The organism is Aeromonas sp. R10-2, from assembly GCF_040908445.1.
Lineage (GTDB): Bacteria > Pseudomonadota > Gammaproteobacteria > Enterobacterales > Aeromonadaceae > Aeromonas > Aeromonas veronii.
On sequence record NZ_JBFODS010000090.1, the window covers coordinates 16,797 to 31,610 of the forward strand.

A 14,814-nucleotide genomic window follows, 5' to 3' on the forward strand; every position below is an offset into this window, starting at 1 on the left:
CGGCTCGCCTTTTTTCTGGACCCGGCTTTTTCACCAGACGTTTTTCGAACCGTTTCAAACCTAAGGAGCCTTGTGATGACCTCTCTCACGCTCACCTGCATTGGCCGCCAACAGAACACCCACGACGTCGTGAGCTGGCAGCTGGTGCCGTTTTCCGGCAGCCTCCCTCCCGTACTGGCTGGCCAGTGCATCACCCTGCACACCGAGATCGACGGCCAGCCCCACTGCCGTGCCTATACCCTCTCCTCCAGCCCGCAGGATGCCTGCTGGCAGGTCACCATCAAAGATGTGGGACGGGTCTCTCGCCATCTGCACCAGACCCTGCAAGTGGGAGACAAGATCCGGGTGGATGGTCCCTTTGGCGACTTCAACCTGACCGCCTTGCCCTGCGAACGACCACTGCTCTTGAGCGCCGGTTCCGGCATCACCCCCATGTGGGCCATGCTGCGAGACGAGCTCGCCAAACGGCCGGATGCCGATATCCGCTTTATCCATAGCGCCCGCTCGCCAGCAGATGTGATCTTCGCAGATGACTTGGCTGCATTGGCCGAAGCTCATCCCGGTGTACGCCATGCCCTGATACTGGAAGAGGCGCCAACGGCTCATCCTTGGGTGGGCCGACTCACCCCCGCCATGCTGGCCGAGCTGGCCCCGGATCTGCGCGAACGCCATGTCTATCTCTGCGGCCCGGCACCCTATATGGCGGCGGTCAGCACCATGCTGGCAGAACTCGGGCTGCCACCAGAGCAGCTGCATCAGGAGTCCTTCGGTCTTCCTCCCGCAGAGCCCGCCGCTACCGCCAGCGACCACTTCTGGCTGACCCTGAAAAAGAGCGGCAAAAAGGTGAAGATCCTGCCGGGTCAGCCCCTGCTGGCAGCACTGGAAGCTGCGGGCGAAACCATGATGGCTGCTTGCCGCGCCGGGGTATGTGGCAGCTGTCGTTGCACCACCACAGGTGACATCGAGCGCCAGAGCGTGATGACCCTGAGTGCTCAGGATCTGGAGAGCGGCGTTGCTCTGGCCTGTTCCTGCACCGCAAAAGGGGATATCAGTCTCGATTATTGAGGCGTGGTGAAGGCGTCATCGGTATCCCAACCTTTTCCCAAGTAGACAGGGGCGCTAGACTCTGCCCCAGTTTCACCAGAACACGGGATAAAAAATGACAATACTGGTCACAGGGGGCGCCGGCTATATCGGCTCCCACACCCTGGTTGAGCTGCTCGGCGCGGGGCAGCAGGTCGTGGTACTCGACAACCTCTCCAACTCCTCACCGGAGTCACTCAAGCGGGTCGAGCAGATCACCGGCAAGCCGGTCACCTTCGTCGAAGGGGATGTGCTGGACAGAGCCTGCCTACAGCAGCTGTTTGCCAACCACCAGATCGAATCGGTCATTCACTTCGCCGGCCTCAAGGCGGTCGGAGAGTCGAGCCAGATCCCGCTCACCTACTACCAGAACAACATCAGCGGCACTCTGGTGCTGTGCGAAGAGATGGCCAAGGCTGGCGTTTTCCGGCTGGTATTCAGCTCCTCGGCCACCGTCTATGGCGATCCCGCTTCGGTACCGCTGCGGGAAGATTTCCCCACCAGCGCCACCAACCCCTATGGTCGCTCCAAGCTGATGGTAGAGGAGATCCTGCGCGATCTCGCCAAATCCGATCCCCGCTGGGCTATCGTACTGCTGCGTTACTTCAACCCGGTCGGCGCCCACGAGAGCGGCATGATTGGTGAAGATCCCAACGGCATTCCCAACAACCTGCTGCCCTATATCAGCCAGGTGGGTGTCGGCAAGCTCAAGGAACTGGGGGTGTTTGGCAACGACTACCCGACCCCGGATGGCACCGGCGTGCGTGACTACATCCATGTGGTGGATCTGGCCATCGGCCACCTGAAAGCACTGGCGCGCATCAAGAGCGACACCGGCGTCTTCACCTACAACCTGGGCACAGGTCAAGGCTACTCGGTACTGGAGATGGTCAAGGCGTTTGAAGCGGCCAGCGGCCGACCCATTCCCTACCAGATCAAACCCCGTCGCCCGGGCGACATCGCCGAGTGCTGGGCAGAGCCGACACTGGCCCGTGCCGAGCTGGGTTGGCAGGCTGAGCGCGGTCTGGAGCAGATGATGGTCGATACCTGGCGCTGGCAAAGCAACAACCCGAACGGCTATCAAGGCTGATCTCTCGCGGGTTGATAACAAAACGCCCCGACATTTTCATGTCGGGGCGTTTTATTTTGCGACGTTCAATCAGTGGGTCTGACTGCGCAGCAGCGGCACACGGGCCAATCGGGGGGCGATGCGGTCTATCAGCCGATCCGCCAGCGGGGTCAGCAGCAACCAGGGCAGACAGAGGGTCGCCAGCCCCAGTGCGCCGACGTAGACATCGGTAAACCAGTGGGCGCCAGCCAGAATGCGCGGCGCGGAAAAGATCGGCACCATCAGCAATGCGGTGACTCCCGCCCAGCGCGGTAGATAGCGCAAGGCGTAGCCCGCGAAGATCATCAGGAACAGGGCGTGATCCCCGGGGAAGCTGTCACCGGAAGAGTCCTTGGTCGGAATAGCGCTGATCTGGGTCACCCGCAGCGCATCGGCCACCATCAGAGTCGGGCTGGGACGCTCCACCGGCAATCGGTGACCAAGCTGGTTGATCACTAACGCACTCAGCAGCATCACTATCCCCATCGCCACCAGTTGGCGACGACCCACCAAATCCCGGGCGAAGAAGCAGCGGGCCAGGATCAGCCCCATACAGGCCAGCACCGCCAGATCGAACAGCCGGTTATTGGTGATGGCCACCAGATCGGCCCACAGAGCCGACTGCCCGAGCCAGCCGTTAACGGTATGAAAAATCGCGAGGTCCCACTGTTCCCAGGGACCATGAGCGGGCAGCGCAGCCCAACTGATGGCCACCAGACCACCGACCAGATAGCAAAGCAGGAACTTGCCCATGGGGACTCTCCTTTGGAAAAGGGCGATATCGTAAAACTGTAAAGTGCGTCACAAAACCGAAGAATTGTAAGAAAGTGCGACACAATATCAAGCTTCAAATAAAACCCAAAAATCCATTCAAGCCTCACACACCCCAACAGCGCCAAGATTTCTGCCTTCGGTGCTGCATCTGTGGGCCTCTCACCATGAGTGCGGCTTGTGCCATCACCGCAACACCCCCTAGAATGCGCACTTCCCTTTACTGCGAAAGGAAGCGGTATGCATATTCACATTCTCGGGATCTGCGGCACCTTTATGGGTGGTCTGGCGGTGTTGGCAAAACAGCTTGGTTACCGGGTGACCGGTTCGGATGCCAACGTCTATCCCCCCATGAGTACCCAGCTCGAGCAACAGGGCATCGAACTGACCGAAGGCTATGACCCCTCCCAACTCGATCCGGCGCCGGATCTGGTGGTGATCGGCAACGCCATGAGCCGCGGTAACCCCTGTGTTGAATATGTGCTGGACCGCAATCTGCCCTACATCTCCGGCCCCCAGTGGTTGCTGGAGCACGTGCTGCAGGATCGCTGGGTGCTTGCCGTTGCCGGCACCCACGGCAAGACCACCACCGCCAGCATGTTGGCCTGGGTGCTGGAGTACGCCAAGCTGGAGCCCGGTTTCCTGATCGGCGGCGTGCCGGGCAACTTCCCGGTCTCGGCCCGTCTCGGCTCCGCCCCCTTCTTTGTCATCGAAGCGGACGAGTATGACTGCGCCTTCTTCGACAAGCGCTCCAAGTTCGTCCACTACCATCCGCGCACCCTGGTGATGAACAATCTGGAGTTCGACCATGCGGATATCTTCCCGGATCTCGCCGCGATCCAGCGCCAGTTCCACCACCTGATGCGCACCGTGCCGAGCAACGGCCGGGTGCTGTTCCCGCAAGCCGATGACAACCTCACCGCCGTGCGCAAGATGGGCTGCTGGAGCGAAGTGGAGCTGGTGGGTCAGAACGACGCCAAGTGGCAGGCGGTCAAGCTGGCCGATGACGGCTCCGCCTTCGAGGTGTGGCTGGATGGCGAGAAACAGGGCGAGGTGCACTGGGAGTGCATCGGCGAGCACAACGTCAACAATGGTCTGATGGCTATCGCGGCCGCACGTCATGCTGGCGTGATGGTGGAGCACGGCATCGCCGCCCTCTGCCAGTTCAAATCCCCCAAGCGGCGGATGGAGCTCAAGGGCGAGGTGGCTGGCATCAGTGTCTATGACGACTTTGCCCACCACCCCACCGCCATCGAGACCACCCTCGGCGGCCTGCGCGCCAAGGTAGGAGAAGCCCGTATTCTGGCGGTGCTGGAACCACGCTCCAACACCATGAAGCTGGGGGTTCACAAGGAGGAGCTGGCTGGCTGCTTCGATGGCGCCGACGAGGTGTTCTTCTTCCAGCCCCCCAACATCGGCTGGGATCTCGGCGAGGTGACCGCCCATATGACCCGACCCGCCAAGGTATTCAACGATCTGGAGACCCTGATCAACCGGCTGGTGGCCGAGAGCCGCGATGGCGACCATATTCTGATCATGAGCAACGGCGGCTTCGGCGGCATTCATGACAAGCTGATCACCCGCCTCAAGGATTACCACGGCGAACTATGAACAAAGCGATCACCCTGGCGCTGACCGGCGCCTCCGGCGCCCCCTACGCCCTGCGCCTGCTCCAGTGTCTGGTGCAGGCGGACTATCGGGTCTACCTGCTCGCCTCATCGGCGGCTCGTGTGGTACTCAAGACCGAGCAGCAACAGGATTGGCCGGGCTCGCCGAAAGAGCTCTCTGCCTATCTTTGTCGCCAATATGGCGCCAAAGAGGGGCAGATTGTCGCCTGCGGCAAGGAGGAGTGGTTCTCGCCGGTGGCCTCCGGCTCGGCCGCGCCCAAACAGATGGTGGTCTGCCCCTGCTCTATGGGCACAGTCTCGGCCATTGCCAACGGTACCTCGGACAACCTGCTGGAGCGGGCAGCGGATGTGGTGATCAAGGAGCGCGGCCAGCTGATCCTGGTGCCCCGCGAAACCCCCTTCTCGGCGATCCATCTGGAGAACATGCTGAAACTGGCACGGCTCGGGGTGACCATCATGCCTGCCGCGCCCGGTTTCTATCATGAGCCGAAAAGCATCGAGGATCTGGTGGACTTTATGGTCGCCCGCATCCTCGATCATCTCGGTGTCGAGCATGAGCTGACCCACCGCTGGGGCTATGGCCACCACTGAGGTGACCGCCACATTCGGCCATAAAAAAACGGCGCCACTCAATGAGTGACGCCGTTTTTTCGTTAAGTCGTGTTAGCGAGCCTGAATTGGCGCCGTCACGTACTTGAACAGGAAATCAGTCACCTCTTGGCGCGCCGGGCGCTGAGGTTGATTGATCATCTGCATCATCACATAGCCAAAACCGGTCAGAGAGCGGGCCAGATCCTGTGCTGACAGCACGCTGGTGATCTCCCCTGCATCCATGGCGGTTTGCAGCTCGCTGGCGATCAGCTCAAGGCAGTGATCGAGCAGCCGGGTATAGCGGGGCCATACCTCTTCCCGAACCGATGAGCTCCACTCCAGCCAGATACCGGCATAATCCGGTTGATCGTAGGCGGCATCGACAGAGAGGCGTACATGACGCTGGATCTTGTCGAAAATGGAGCCCTGGTCACCGTATGCCTGCGACAGCATCTGGTTCACAAAGCGTTCGATCTCGGCCAGCACCTCATCTACCAACTCCTCGCGGGTGTTGAAATAGTTGAAGACGGTAGCCACAGAGACCTTGGCCTGTTCGGCTATCTCGGCGTGACCTGCACGGCCAATGCCGCGACGGGAGAACACCTCGATGGCACATTCCATCAATTGGGAGCGACGAGCTTCCGGCGACAGCCGGGTACGACGTCTTATTTCTGCGCGTGGTTCCATAGTTTTTATCATCTAATAGTTATTGATTATGGTGTTTATAGTATTTTAACTAATCATGCCTGAGTGCCTGCTAACTCTATCAATTAAAATAAGCCGATAAAAGCACCACGTATCTCTAGCACCCTTCGACATGAGTGGTAGAATCATCGGTTTTGATATTCATGAACGGCCAAATCCCCTTTGGCCTTATGGGAGTAAGTGATGAAACACACCGTCGAGGTGATGATCTCCGAGGCTGAAGTAGCCGCCCGGATCGCCAAATTGGGTGAAGAGATCACCGCCCGCTATCAGGGTTCTGACGAAGTCGTGATGATTGCGTTGCTGCGCGGTTCCTGCATCTTCCTGGCCGACCTCTGCCGCCAGTGCAAGCTGCCCATCACCCTGGACTTCATGACCGCCTCCAGCTACGGCTCCGGCATGCACAGCACCCGTGACGTCCGCATCCTCAAAGACCTGGACGATGACATCAAGGGCAAGGATGTGGTGATCGTGGAAGACATCATCGACACCGGTTACACCCTCAACAAGGTGCGCGAGATCCTCTCCCTGCGCGAGCCGAAATCCCTGGCCATCTGCACCCTGCTGGACAAACCCTCCCGCCGCGAAGTGCAGGTGCCGGTCGACTGGATTGGCTTCGCCATTCCGGACGAATTCGTGGTCGGCTGTGGCATCGACTACGCCCAGAAGTACCGCAACCTGCCGTTTATCGGCAAAGTGGTACCTCAGGAGTAAGCCAGGTTCAGGAATATCACGGGTGAAGCGGCCTTGCGCCCTTTACTCTGTGCAGGCGGCCTTGGCCGCCTTTTCTGTATCGAGCCGGATTCAACCATCACAGAGGTTGCAATGAACGCACTGGAAATCAGCGGCCTGAAAAAGACCTATCAGGGGGGCGTCGAAGCCCTTAAAGGCATCGATCTTACCGTCAGGCAGGGGGATTTCTTCGCCCTGCTAGGCCCGAACGGCGCGGGCAAATCCACCACCATCGGCGTCATCAGCTCGCTGGTGAACAAGAGCGCCGGCAAGGTGAAGGTGTTTGGCTACGACATCGACAGCGACCTTGAACAGGCCAAGGCCCAGCTCGGACTGGTACCGCAGGAGTTCAACTTCAGCCAGTTCGAGAAGGTGATCCAGATTGTCACCCATCAAGCCGGCTTCTACGGCGTGCCCAAGGCAGAAGCCAAGATCCGCGCCGAGAAGTACCTGCGCCAGCTCGATCTGTGGGAGAAGCGCGACATGCCAGCCCGCACCCTCTCCGGCGGCATGAAGCGCCGGCTGATGATCGCCCGCGCCCTGATGCACGAGCCCAAGCTGCTGATCCTCGATGAACCGACCGCCGGGGTCGATATCGAGATCCGCCGCTCCATGTGGACCTTCCTCAAGGATCTCAACGAGCAGGGCGTCACCATCATCCTCACTACCCACTATCTGGAAGAGGCGGAGATGCTCTGCCGCAACATCGGCATCATCGATAAGGGTCGTCTGATCGAGAACACCAGCATGAAGAATCTGCTGGGCAAGCTGGGTCGCGAGACCTTCCTGCTCGACCTTGCGCCAGGTTCTGCCGTACCTGAAGTGCCAGAGTTCAACGGCCGCATGCCGGATGAGCGCACCCTTGAAGTGGATCTCGACAAGAGCCAGTCACTCAACAGCCTGTTCGAGCAGCTGTCGAACCAGCAGGTGCAGGTCGTGAGCATGCGCAACAAGGCCAACCGGCTGGAAGAGCTGTTCGTCAATCTGGTCGAAGAGGGGAGAAAAGCATGAATCTGGCCATCTACTACATCGCCTTCAAGAGCATTCTGGCCAAGGAGGTGAGCCGCTTCACCCGCATCTGGATCCAGACCCTGGTGCCACCGGCCATAACCATGAGCCTCTACTTCGTCATCTTCGGCAACCTGATCGGTTCGCGCATCGGTGACATGGGCGGTTTCACCTACATGGAGTTCATCGTGCCCGGCCTCATCATGATGTCGGTGATCACCAACTCCTACTCCAACGTCGCCTCCTCCTTCTTCAGCGCCAAGTTCCAGCGCAATATCGAGGAGATGCTGGTGGCACCGGTGCCCAACTACGTCATCATCGCCGGTTATGTGGGCGGAGGCGTGGCACGCGGCCTCTGTGTCGGCCTCATCGTCACCCTGGTGTCGCTCTTCTTCGTGCCGCTGCAGATCCACCATCTGTTCAGCGTCTGCGTGACCGTGCTGCTCACCGCGATCCTCTTCTCGCTGGGTGGCCTTATCAACGCGGTGTTTGCCAAGACCTTCGACGACATCAGCATCATCCCCACCTTCGTGCTGACGCCGCTCACCTATCTGGGCGGGGTGTTCTACTCCATCAGCCTGCTGCCCCCCTTCTGGCAGGGGGTCTCCCAGGTGAACCCCATCATCTACATGGTGAACGCGTTCCGTTACGGTTTCCTCGGTATCTCCGACGTGCCGCTCGGCACCGCCTACCTCATCATCATCGGCTTTATCGTGGCCCTCTACGGTCTGGCCTGGTGGCTTATCTCCCGGGGTACCGGACTGCGCCACTGATGACCAAAACGGGCACCTCGCGGTGCCCGTTTTTTATTCCCCCTGTAGCCCCTTCAACCTGCCAGCCCCCTTCTCAATAACCTGCCTGTCATTAAGGATTTACCTGACACCTTGTGATCCACCGCAATTTTCGAATTACCCCCAAAGGTATAATTCTCGCGGTTGGATGTGTCGTCACGGATGGCTCGTCCGTCTCTTCATTTCTCTCATCAGGGCAGGATCGCCTATGTCACTTATCACCGAGTTGCCAGCCATATTCGATAGCTTTTCAGATGCCCGTCGTCAGGGCTTTCTGGCTGTAATGGCACTCAAGGAGCGACAGATCCCCCTGGTCGGCACCTACTGTACCTTTATGCCGCAGGAGGTGGCGATGGCCGCCGGCGCCGTGGTGGTATCGCTCTGCTCCACCAGCGACGAGACCATCGAGGAGGCCGAGAAAGACCTGCCCCGCAACCTCTGCCCGCTGATCAAGAGCAGCTACGGGTTCGGCAAGACCGACAAGTGCCCCTACTTCTACTTCTCCGATCTGGTGGTGGGGGAAACCACCTGCGACGGCAAGAAGAAGATGTACGAGTACATGGCCGAGTTCAAACCGGTGCATGTGATGCAGTTGCCCAACCGCGCCGATGACGAGGCCTCCCGCACCCTGTGGCGCAGCGAAGTCGTCCGCTTCAAGGAGTTGCTGGAGCAGCAGTTCGGCAAGCCCATCAGCGAGCAGGCATTGCGAGACGCCATCGTGCTGAAAAACCGCGAGCGCCGCGCGCTGGCCGATTTCTACCGGCTGGGCCAGCTCAATCCGCCGGCACTCAGCGGTACCGACCTGCTCAAGGTGGTCTATGGTGCCACCTTCCGCTTCGACAAGGAGCAGCTCATCAGCGAGCTGCAGGAGATGACCTGCAGCATCAAGGTCGAGTATGCCGAAGGCAAGCGGCTCGATGCCCGCCCGCGCATCCTCATCACCGGCTGCCCCATCGGCGGCGCGGCCGACAAGGTGGTGCGCCTCATCGAGGAGCACGGCGGCTGGGTGGTGGGTTACGAGAACTGCACCGGCGCCAAGGCAACCGAGCAGTGCGTCAGCGAAGAGGGCGACCCGTTCGATGCGCTGACCGACAAGTATCTGGCCATCGGCTGCTCCTGCATCTCCCCCAACCACCAGCGCATGAATCTGCTGAGCCAGATGGTGGAGGAGTATCAGGCGGACGGAGTGATCGATGTGATCCTGCAGGCTTGCCACACCTATGCGGTGGAGTCGCTCGCCATCAAGCGCCATGTGCGCGAACGCCACGGTATCCCCTACATGGCAGTCGAGACCGACTACTCCAGCGCCGACAAGGGACAACTGGCCACCCGGCTGGCCGCCTTTATCGAGATGCTGTAAGGAGACGCCGTGTCACTCTCCATCGGGATTGACTCGGGCTCCACCGCGACCAAGGGGATCCTGTTCGACAGCCGGGATGGTGGGCGTATCGTCCGCCGTTTTCTGGTACCGACCCCCTTTCGTCCGCTGGCTGCCATCGAGCAAGGCTGGGAGGAGCTCTCGGCCGATTTGCCAGAGCGCCCCCACCTGACCCTGACCGGCTATGGCCGCGATCTGGCGTCGTTCGCCGATCGCCGGGTTACCGAGATCTCCTGCCATGGGCTGGGGGCTCGCCTGCTCTGCCCGTCGGTACACACCGTCATCGACATCGGCGGGCAGGACAGCAAGGTGATCCAGCTCGATAGCGACGGCAACCTCACCGACTTTCTGATGAACGACAAGTGCGCCGCCGGTACCGGCCGCTTTCTCGAGGTGATCACCCGCACTCTGGGGGCTCGGGTCGAGCAGCTTGACGAACTGCTGCAAGGGGCCGAGCCCCACGACATCAGCAGCATGTGTACCGTGTTTGCCGAATCGGAGGCTATCAGCCTGCGCTCGGCGGGCATTCCGGCCGAGTCAATCCTGGCCGGTATCGTCTGCTCCATGGCCCGGCGCAGTGCCAACTTTATCGGCCGCCTCGGCGCCCGACCGAGCGTACTCTTTACCGGCGGTGTCAGCCACTGCGCCACCTTCCGCCACTATCTGGCCGAAGGGTTGGGCTGCGAAGTGGCCACCCACCCGGATGCCCAGTTTGCCGGTGCGCTGGGTGCCGCCCTGTTCGGCGCGCGCGCCAGCACGGGAGGCAAATCATGAATCAGGAGTTTCTCTACCTGTTCCACTCTACCCTCGGCACGGTCAGACTACGCAAGCGGCTGGAGCAGCACGACCAGTCGTTTCGGGTCTGCGACGTGCCGCGCCTGCTCAGCGCCGGCTGTGGCCTCGCCATTCGCCTCCACTGCCCGCCAGACGAGTGGCAGCAGTGGTGCCTGAGCGGTGAAACCTCTGCCGTCTTTCGCTGCGAAGCGGACGGCGACTATCAGGAGCTGGCCCGCTATCCGGCCGATAGCCCGGACATGGCGAAGCAAACTCCAGTGGTTGGCAGTCGGAGTCATGGATGATAAAGAGCTATCCCATGGCCGTTTATCTGCGCATGCTGGCCAATCTGGCGCTGGGGGGATTCTTCCTCGCCTCCGCTGGGTTCAAGCTGGTCTCCCCCGCCCTGTTCATCGAGCAGATCGGCGCCTTTGGCCTGATCTGGCCGTCACTGATCCCGCCAGTGGCCTGGGGGCTGATCGCCCTTGAGCTCTGCGCAGGGCTTGCGGTCATCGCCAACCGGCGCTGGGGACTCTGGCTGGTGATCGGGCTGCTCGCCCTGTTTATTCCGGTGTTGGGCTATGGCGTTGCCATCGGGCTCGACATCTCTTGCGGCTGTCTGGGCAGGGCTGATCTCAGCTCGTTGCCGGAGGCCATTGTGCGGGATCTGCTGCTACTGACGCTTGCGGGCGCCCTGCTGCGAACTTCCCGCCCCGTTTTCCCGTTCTAAAGGAGTAGTGACATGATGACATTGCGATCCCGCACTCTGGTGGCCTCGCTGATCGCCGCCAGCTTTGCCCTCGGTGGCTGTGGCGACAACCAGTTCGAGCAGGAGGTGAAGCTTGAGCAATCGGCTGTACAGCTGGCACAGGAGGCGCAGCAGGGGGGCTATCAGCTGCTGACCGTGGCCGAGCTGAAGACCCGGATGGACAAGGGCGAGGAGTTGGTGATCATCGACACCATGCCCTATGAGGACTCCTACAAGAAGGAGCACATCCCGGGCGCCAAGAACTTCGTCTTCGTGAAAGAGGCCAAGGCCGGTGATAACTGGAGCGAAATCGTCGAGGGGAGCGGCACGGCGGAGCAGTTCCAGGCGCTGCTGGGTGAAGACAAGTCCCGCCCGGTGGTGATCTACTGCGGCTTCGTCAAGTGCGGCCGCAGCCACAACGCAGCCGCCTGGGCGGTGACTCAGGGCTATCAGCAGGTCTATCGGGTGCCGGGCGGCATCTTTGCCTGGAAAGGCGCCGGTTACCCCGTCTCTGCCGAGTAACCGCGCCTGCCCACAAGGCAACACAGCCGATATGAAAGAAGCCCGCAACTGCGGGCTTCTTTCATATTAGGTAACGCTCGGGGTTAGCTGGCGGCCTGCTGCTCCAGCACCTGCGTCTCGGCCAGCTGCTGTTTGCCCAGCAACCGCTTGGTGATCATGGCCGCCATGATTGAGCCGTTGACGTTGAGAGCGGTGCGGCCCATATCCACCAGCGGCTCGATGGCGATCATCACCCCCACCAACGCGATGGGGAAGTTGAGGGTGGAGAGCACGATCAGCGCAGCGAAGGTGCCGCCACCGCCGACGCCAGCCACTCCGATGGAGCCCAGCGCAATCACTGGCAGCAGAGTCAGCAGAAACAGGGGATCAAACGGGTTGATGCCGAGCATGGGGGCGATCATCGCCACCATCATGGCCGGATAGATGCCGGCACAGCCGTTCTGGCCGAGGTTGGCACCAAACGAGGCGGCAAAGTTGGCGATGCTGGCGGGCACCCCAAGGCGCTGCTGGGTCTCGATGCTGAGGGGGATGGAAGCCGCGCTGCTGCGGGAGACAAAAGCGAAGGTGAGCACGCCCCACACTTCCCGCAAATAGTGCAGCGGGTTCTGGCCGATCAGCAGCAGGATCACCATGTGCACCGCAAACATCGCCAGAATGGCGACGTAGCAGACCAGAATAAAGCCGAGCAGGCTGAGGATCTCGCTCAGCGGATAGTGGGCCACCACCCGGGCGATCAGCGCCATCACGCCATAGGGGGTGAGCGCAATCACCACCCGCACCATCTTCATCACCCACAGTTGCAGGGTATCGATGGCCACGGCGGCGCGAGCACCGGCCTCCGGGTGCTCCGCCTTCATCTGCAGCAGGGCAACCCCCGCCAGCACGGTAAAGATCACCACGCCGATCACCGAGAGACCGCGGCTACCCGCCATATCGGCGGCAAAGTTGGTGGGCACCAGCGAGAGCAGCAGGGCCGGCAGGGTCTGGGCACTGTCGATGGTGCTCATGCTCAGTTGCAGGGCTGCGCTGTCGCTGCCGTGACTCAACAACCCGGCTGCGGTGAGACCGCTCAGGTGGGTCACCGTCATCCCCACCACACCGGCGATCATCACCAGGGTCATCATGGAGCCGATCAGCACGGCACTGATCTTGCCGAGGGACTGGGCCTGCTCCAGCTTGTTGATGGCGGAGAGGATGGAGGTGAACACCAGCGGCATCATCACCACCTTGAGCAGGCTGACATAGCCACCGCCGATGATATTGACCCACTCCAGGGTCTGCTGAACGCCGGCATCATCGGCGCCCCAACCCAGTTGCAGAGCCAGCCCGAACAGGGAGCCAAGCAGCAGACCCGCAAGTACCTTGCGCGAGAGCGGCACAGTAGAGGGAATCCGGGTCAGGGCAAAACAGAGCAGACAGAAAACAAGCGATGCAATCAGGACAAACATCATGAATACCTGTAGCGGCCATCAGGCCGAAAGTGGATAGAAACGAAGGGGGGGGCGGGCAGGGCCGCAGAACAAAACGCCGGAATGCAGGAGAGTGCAGGCGTCAAAAAGCAGCGGACGCCCGAGAGGGCGTCCGCTGGCAATCGGGGGAATTACTTCTTTACGGGGGCGTCGTACTGTTCGGGTTCGTCGCTATAAACGCAGACATTCCACTTCGCGGCCAAACCATCTTCCGCCAGGCAGTAACGCTCGAAAAACGCGGTGATCTCGGCGCGCTGGCAGTGCGCCTCGAAAGCCGCCATATCTTGCCAAATCTCGTTGAACACGATGGGAAAGCTTTCCCCCTCGGCAAACGGGCTCGCGATGTGGCGGGTTACCCGATATTGCAGGCAACCATCCTCACGCAGGGTGTTGGGCTCGAGCGCCTGCAGCACCTGAAACAGGGCTTGCTCCTGACCGGGTTTGGGCAGGAATTGGGCAATGCAGTAAACCTTCTTGGACATGGGGTCCTCCTGGTTGTGGCGGGCTCAGGCTTGCTGCAGCGTGACCACTTGATTGTCGATAAGGCGGGCCTTGCCAAGATAGGCAGCCATCAGGATCACCAGCTGTGCGCTCTCGTCAGTGGCGGATTCGAGGGTGGCGGCATCGACGATGTCGATGGCATCGGTACGGAAACCGGCGTTGTCGAGACGCTGGCTGGCCTGCGCTACCAAGGAGGGCAGGTGGTGGTCACCCGCTTCGATTTGATCGGCGATCCAGTTCATGGTGCGCGCCAGCTCGGGGGCAATGGCCCGCTCGGCGGCAGTCAGGTAGCCGTTGCGCGAGGAGAGCGCCAGCCCGTCTTCGGCCCGCACGGTGGGCACGCCAACGATCTCGATGGGCATCGCCATGTCGGCCACCATCTTGCGAATGAGCGCCAGCTGCTGGTAATCCTTCTGGCCAAAGCAGGCCACATCAGGCTGCACCAGATTGAACAGCTTGGTAACGACGGTGCTGACCCCACGGAAGTGACCCGGACGCAGCGCCCCCTCAAGCAGATTGGATAGACCCGGCACCTCGACGAAGGTCTGGCTGGCCAGCCCCTGCGGATACATGATCTCCGGGGTCGGGGTGAACACCATATCGACACCGGCCGCTTCCAGCGCAGCGCAATCCTGCTCCAGAGTGCGCGGATAGTTGGCAAGATCCTCGGCCTTATCGAACTGCATCGGGTTGACGAAGATGCTGACCACCACCTTCTCGGCGTGGCTGTGTGCCTCTTTCACCAGCGTCAGGTGGCCCTGATGCAGATTGCCCATGGTGGGCACGAATGCGATGGCACGCCCTTCACGGCGCCAAAGGCTTATCTGCTCACGCAGAACGACGGGATTATTTACGACCAACATCAGCAGTTCACCTTCCGATAAATCAAAAAGAGAGACGGGTTGCATCCACAGATAGCGCTCGGGCGGGATGGGGCACGAACATGGCTATCAGCAGTTGACCTTTAGATGAATCAATAAGATACGGATTAGCTATACAGATTAA

Annotated in this window: 17 protein-coding genes; 12 read left to right on the top strand and 5 right to left on the bottom strand. The window is 60.8% G+C overall.

The window, feature by feature from the left end; translation table 11 throughout:
- The first annotated feature begins 75 nt into the window (after positions 1-75).
- Positions 76-1,065 carry an FAD-binding oxidoreductase gene (locus AB5Y97_RS17780; protein WP_368158608.1) on the top strand — a complete coding sequence of 330 codons (990 nt, stop codon included), beginning with the start codon at positions 76-78 and terminating at the stop codon, positions 1,063-1,065.
- Positions 1,066-1,159: 94 nt separating this feature from the next.
- Entirely contained in the window at positions 1,160-2,173 is a 1,014-nt protein-coding gene (gene galE, locus AB5Y97_RS17785) for a UDP-glucose 4-epimerase GalE (RefSeq protein ID WP_064341716.1), read from the top strand.
- A 69-nt stretch (positions 2,174-2,242) separates the two neighbouring features.
- Here galE and AB5Y97_RS17790 read toward each other — a convergent pair whose 3' ends face one another.
- Positions 2,243-2,944, bottom strand: a complete 702-nt coding sequence (locus AB5Y97_RS17790; RefSeq protein WP_064341715.1) for a phosphatase PAP2 family protein — start codon at positions 2,942-2,944, stop codon at positions 2,243-2,245.
- Positions 2,945-3,202: 258 nt separating this feature from the next.
- On the opposite strand from AB5Y97_RS17790, the gene mpl reads away from it, so the two are divergent.
- Positions 3,203-4,573, top strand: coding sequence for a UDP-N-acetylmuramate:L-alanyl-gamma-D-glutamyl-meso-diaminopimelate ligase (gene mpl / locus AB5Y97_RS17795; protein WP_368158610.1), 1,371 nt, complete (start codon positions 3,203-3,205; stop codon positions 4,571-4,573).
- Entirely contained in the window at positions 4,570-5,181 is a 612-nt protein-coding gene (locus tag AB5Y97_RS17800) for a flavin prenyltransferase UbiX (RefSeq protein WP_047437825.1), read from the top strand. The genes mpl and AB5Y97_RS17800 overlap by 4 nt, the downstream gene beginning before the upstream one ends.
- A 72-nt stretch (positions 5,182-5,253) precedes the next feature.
- Here AB5Y97_RS17800 and AB5Y97_RS17805 read toward each other — a convergent pair whose 3' ends face one another.
- The gene (locus AB5Y97_RS17805; RefSeq protein WP_042079938.1) at positions 5,254-5,868 is read right to left on the bottom strand and encodes a TetR/AcrR family transcriptional regulator; all 615 of its coding nucleotides are present in this window, start codon (positions 5,866-5,868) and stop codon (positions 5,254-5,256) included.
- A 201-nt stretch (positions 5,869-6,069) separates the two neighbouring features.
- Between AB5Y97_RS17805 and hpt the strand changes: the two genes are divergently transcribed.
- The 8 genes from hpt to AB5Y97_RS17845 all read left to right on the top strand — a co-directional run bounded on the left by hpt (position 6,070) and on the right by AB5Y97_RS17845 (position 11,839).
- Positions 6,070-6,600 carry a hypoxanthine phosphoribosyltransferase gene (gene hpt, locus AB5Y97_RS17810; RefSeq protein ID WP_005362861.1) on the top strand — a complete coding sequence of 177 codons (531 nt, stop codon included), beginning with the start codon at positions 6,070-6,072 and terminating at the stop codon, positions 6,598-6,600.
- Between the two features lie 111 nt (positions 6,601-6,711).
- A complete protein-coding gene (locus AB5Y97_RS17815; RefSeq protein ID WP_005354634.1) occupies positions 6,712-7,629 on the top strand; it encodes an ABC transporter ATP-binding protein in 918 nt (305 codons plus the stop codon).
- The gene (locus tag AB5Y97_RS17820; RefSeq protein ID WP_123172386.1) at positions 7,626-8,399 is read left to right on the top strand and encodes an ABC transporter permease; all 774 of its coding nucleotides are present in this window, start codon (positions 7,626-7,628) and stop codon (positions 8,397-8,399) included. Before AB5Y97_RS17815 ends, AB5Y97_RS17820 begins: the two co-directional genes overlap by 4 nt.
- A gap of 226 nt (positions 8,400-8,625) precedes the next feature.
- Complete coding sequence (locus tag AB5Y97_RS17825; protein ID WP_101529623.1) at positions 8,626-9,777, top strand: double-cubane-cluster-containing anaerobic reductase; 1,152 nt, start codon at positions 8,626-8,628, stop codon at positions 9,775-9,777.
- Positions 9,778-9,786: 9 nt separating this feature from the next.
- Positions 9,787-10,569: an acyl-CoA dehydratase activase gene (locus tag AB5Y97_RS17830; RefSeq protein ID WP_101529624.1), complete on the top strand. Its 783-nt coding sequence runs from the start codon at positions 9,787-9,789 to the stop codon at positions 10,567-10,569.
- Positions 10,566-10,874: a DUF3343 domain-containing protein gene (locus AB5Y97_RS17835; RefSeq protein ID WP_101529625.1), complete on the top strand. Its 309-nt coding sequence runs from the start codon at positions 10,566-10,568 to the stop codon at positions 10,872-10,874. Before AB5Y97_RS17830 ends, AB5Y97_RS17835 begins: the two co-directional genes overlap by 4 nt.
- Positions 10,875-10,888: 14 nt before the next feature.
- Positions 10,889-11,299: a MauE/DoxX family redox-associated membrane protein gene (locus AB5Y97_RS17840; protein WP_240533704.1), complete on the top strand. Its 411-nt coding sequence runs from the start codon at positions 10,889-10,891 to the stop codon at positions 11,297-11,299.
- Positions 11,300-11,311: 12 nt separating this feature from the next.
- On the top strand, positions 11,312-11,839 hold the full coding sequence (locus tag AB5Y97_RS17845) for a rhodanese-like domain-containing protein (RefSeq protein WP_101529627.1): 528 nt from the start codon (positions 11,312-11,314) through the stop codon (positions 11,837-11,839).
- 83 nt (positions 11,840-11,922) lie between these two features.
- Here the strand turns inward: AB5Y97_RS17845 and AB5Y97_RS17850 are convergent, their stop codons facing one another.
- The 3 genes from AB5Y97_RS17850 to panC all read right to left on the bottom strand — a co-directional run bounded on the left by AB5Y97_RS17850 (position 11,923) and on the right by panC (position 14,672).
- Complete coding sequence (locus AB5Y97_RS17850) at positions 11,923-13,290, bottom strand: cation:dicarboxylase symporter family transporter (RefSeq protein WP_240533703.1); 1,368 nt, start codon at positions 13,288-13,290, stop codon at positions 11,923-11,925.
- A 149-nt stretch (positions 13,291-13,439) separates the two neighbouring features.
- Positions 13,440-13,790, bottom strand: coding sequence for a putative quinol monooxygenase (locus tag AB5Y97_RS17855; RefSeq protein ID WP_047437807.1), 351 nt, complete (start codon positions 13,788-13,790; stop codon positions 13,440-13,442).
- 24 nt (positions 13,791-13,814) lie between these two features.
- Positions 13,815-14,672: a pantoate--beta-alanine ligase gene (gene panC, locus AB5Y97_RS17860; RefSeq protein WP_335827292.1), complete on the bottom strand. Its 858-nt coding sequence runs from the start codon at positions 14,670-14,672 to the stop codon at positions 13,815-13,817.
- Positions 14,673-14,814: the final 142 nt, after the last annotated feature.

Bases quoted from the DNA above. Each gene is read 5' to 3' on its own strand.
- AB5Y97_RS17840 (WP_240533704.1), top strand. From the start codon at position 10,889: ATGGCCGTTTATCTGCGCATGCTGGCCAATCTGGCGCTGGGGGGATTC.
- galE (WP_064341716.1), top strand. From the start codon at position 1,160: ATGACAATACTGGTCACAGGGGGCGCCGGCTATATCGGCTCCCACACC.
- hpt (WP_005362861.1), top strand. From the start codon at position 6,070: ATGAAACACACCGTCGAGGTGATGATCTCCGAGGCTGAAGTAGCCGCC.
- AB5Y97_RS17820 (WP_123172386.1), top strand. From the start codon at position 7,626: ATGAATCTGGCCATCTACTACATCGCCTTCAAGAGCATTCTGGCCAAG.
- AB5Y97_RS17855 (WP_047437807.1), bottom strand. From the start codon at position 13,790: ATGTCCAAGAAGGTTTACTGCATTGCCCAATTCCTGCCCAAACCCGGT.
- AB5Y97_RS17790 (WP_064341715.1), bottom strand. From the start codon at position 2,944: ATGGGCAAGTTCCTGCTTTGCTATCTGGTCGGTGGTCTGGTGGCCATC.
- AB5Y97_RS17835 (WP_101529625.1), top strand. From the start codon at position 10,566: ATGAATCAGGAGTTTCTCTACCTGTTCCACTCTACCCTCGGCACGGTC.
- AB5Y97_RS17800 (WP_047437825.1), top strand. From the start codon at position 4,570: ATGAACAAAGCGATCACCCTGGCGCTGACCGGCGCCTCCGGCGCCCCC.
- mpl (WP_368158610.1), top strand. From the start codon at position 3,203: ATGCATATTCACATTCTCGGGATCTGCGGCACCTTTATGGGTGGTCTG.
- panC (WP_335827292.1), bottom strand. From the start codon at position 14,672: ATGTTGGTCGTAAATAATCCCGTCGTTCTGCGTGAGCAGATAAGCCTT.
- AB5Y97_RS17780 (WP_368158608.1), top strand. From the start codon at position 76: ATGACCTCTCTCACGCTCACCTGCATTGGCCGCCAACAGAACACCCAC.
- AB5Y97_RS17845 (WP_101529627.1), top strand. From the start codon at position 11,312: ATGATGACATTGCGATCCCGCACTCTGGTGGCCTCGCTGATCGCCGCC.
- AB5Y97_RS17850 (WP_240533703.1), bottom strand. From the start codon at position 13,290: ATGATGTTTGTCCTGATTGCATCGCTTGTTTTCTGTCTGCTCTGTTTT.
- AB5Y97_RS17805 (WP_042079938.1), bottom strand. From the start codon at position 5,868: ATGGAACCACGCGCAGAAATAAGACGTCGTACCCGGCTGTCGCCGGAA.
- AB5Y97_RS17825 (WP_101529623.1), top strand. From the start codon at position 8,626: ATGTCACTTATCACCGAGTTGCCAGCCATATTCGATAGCTTTTCAGAT.
- AB5Y97_RS17815 (WP_005354634.1), top strand. From the start codon at position 6,712: ATGAACGCACTGGAAATCAGCGGCCTGAAAAAGACCTATCAGGGGGGC.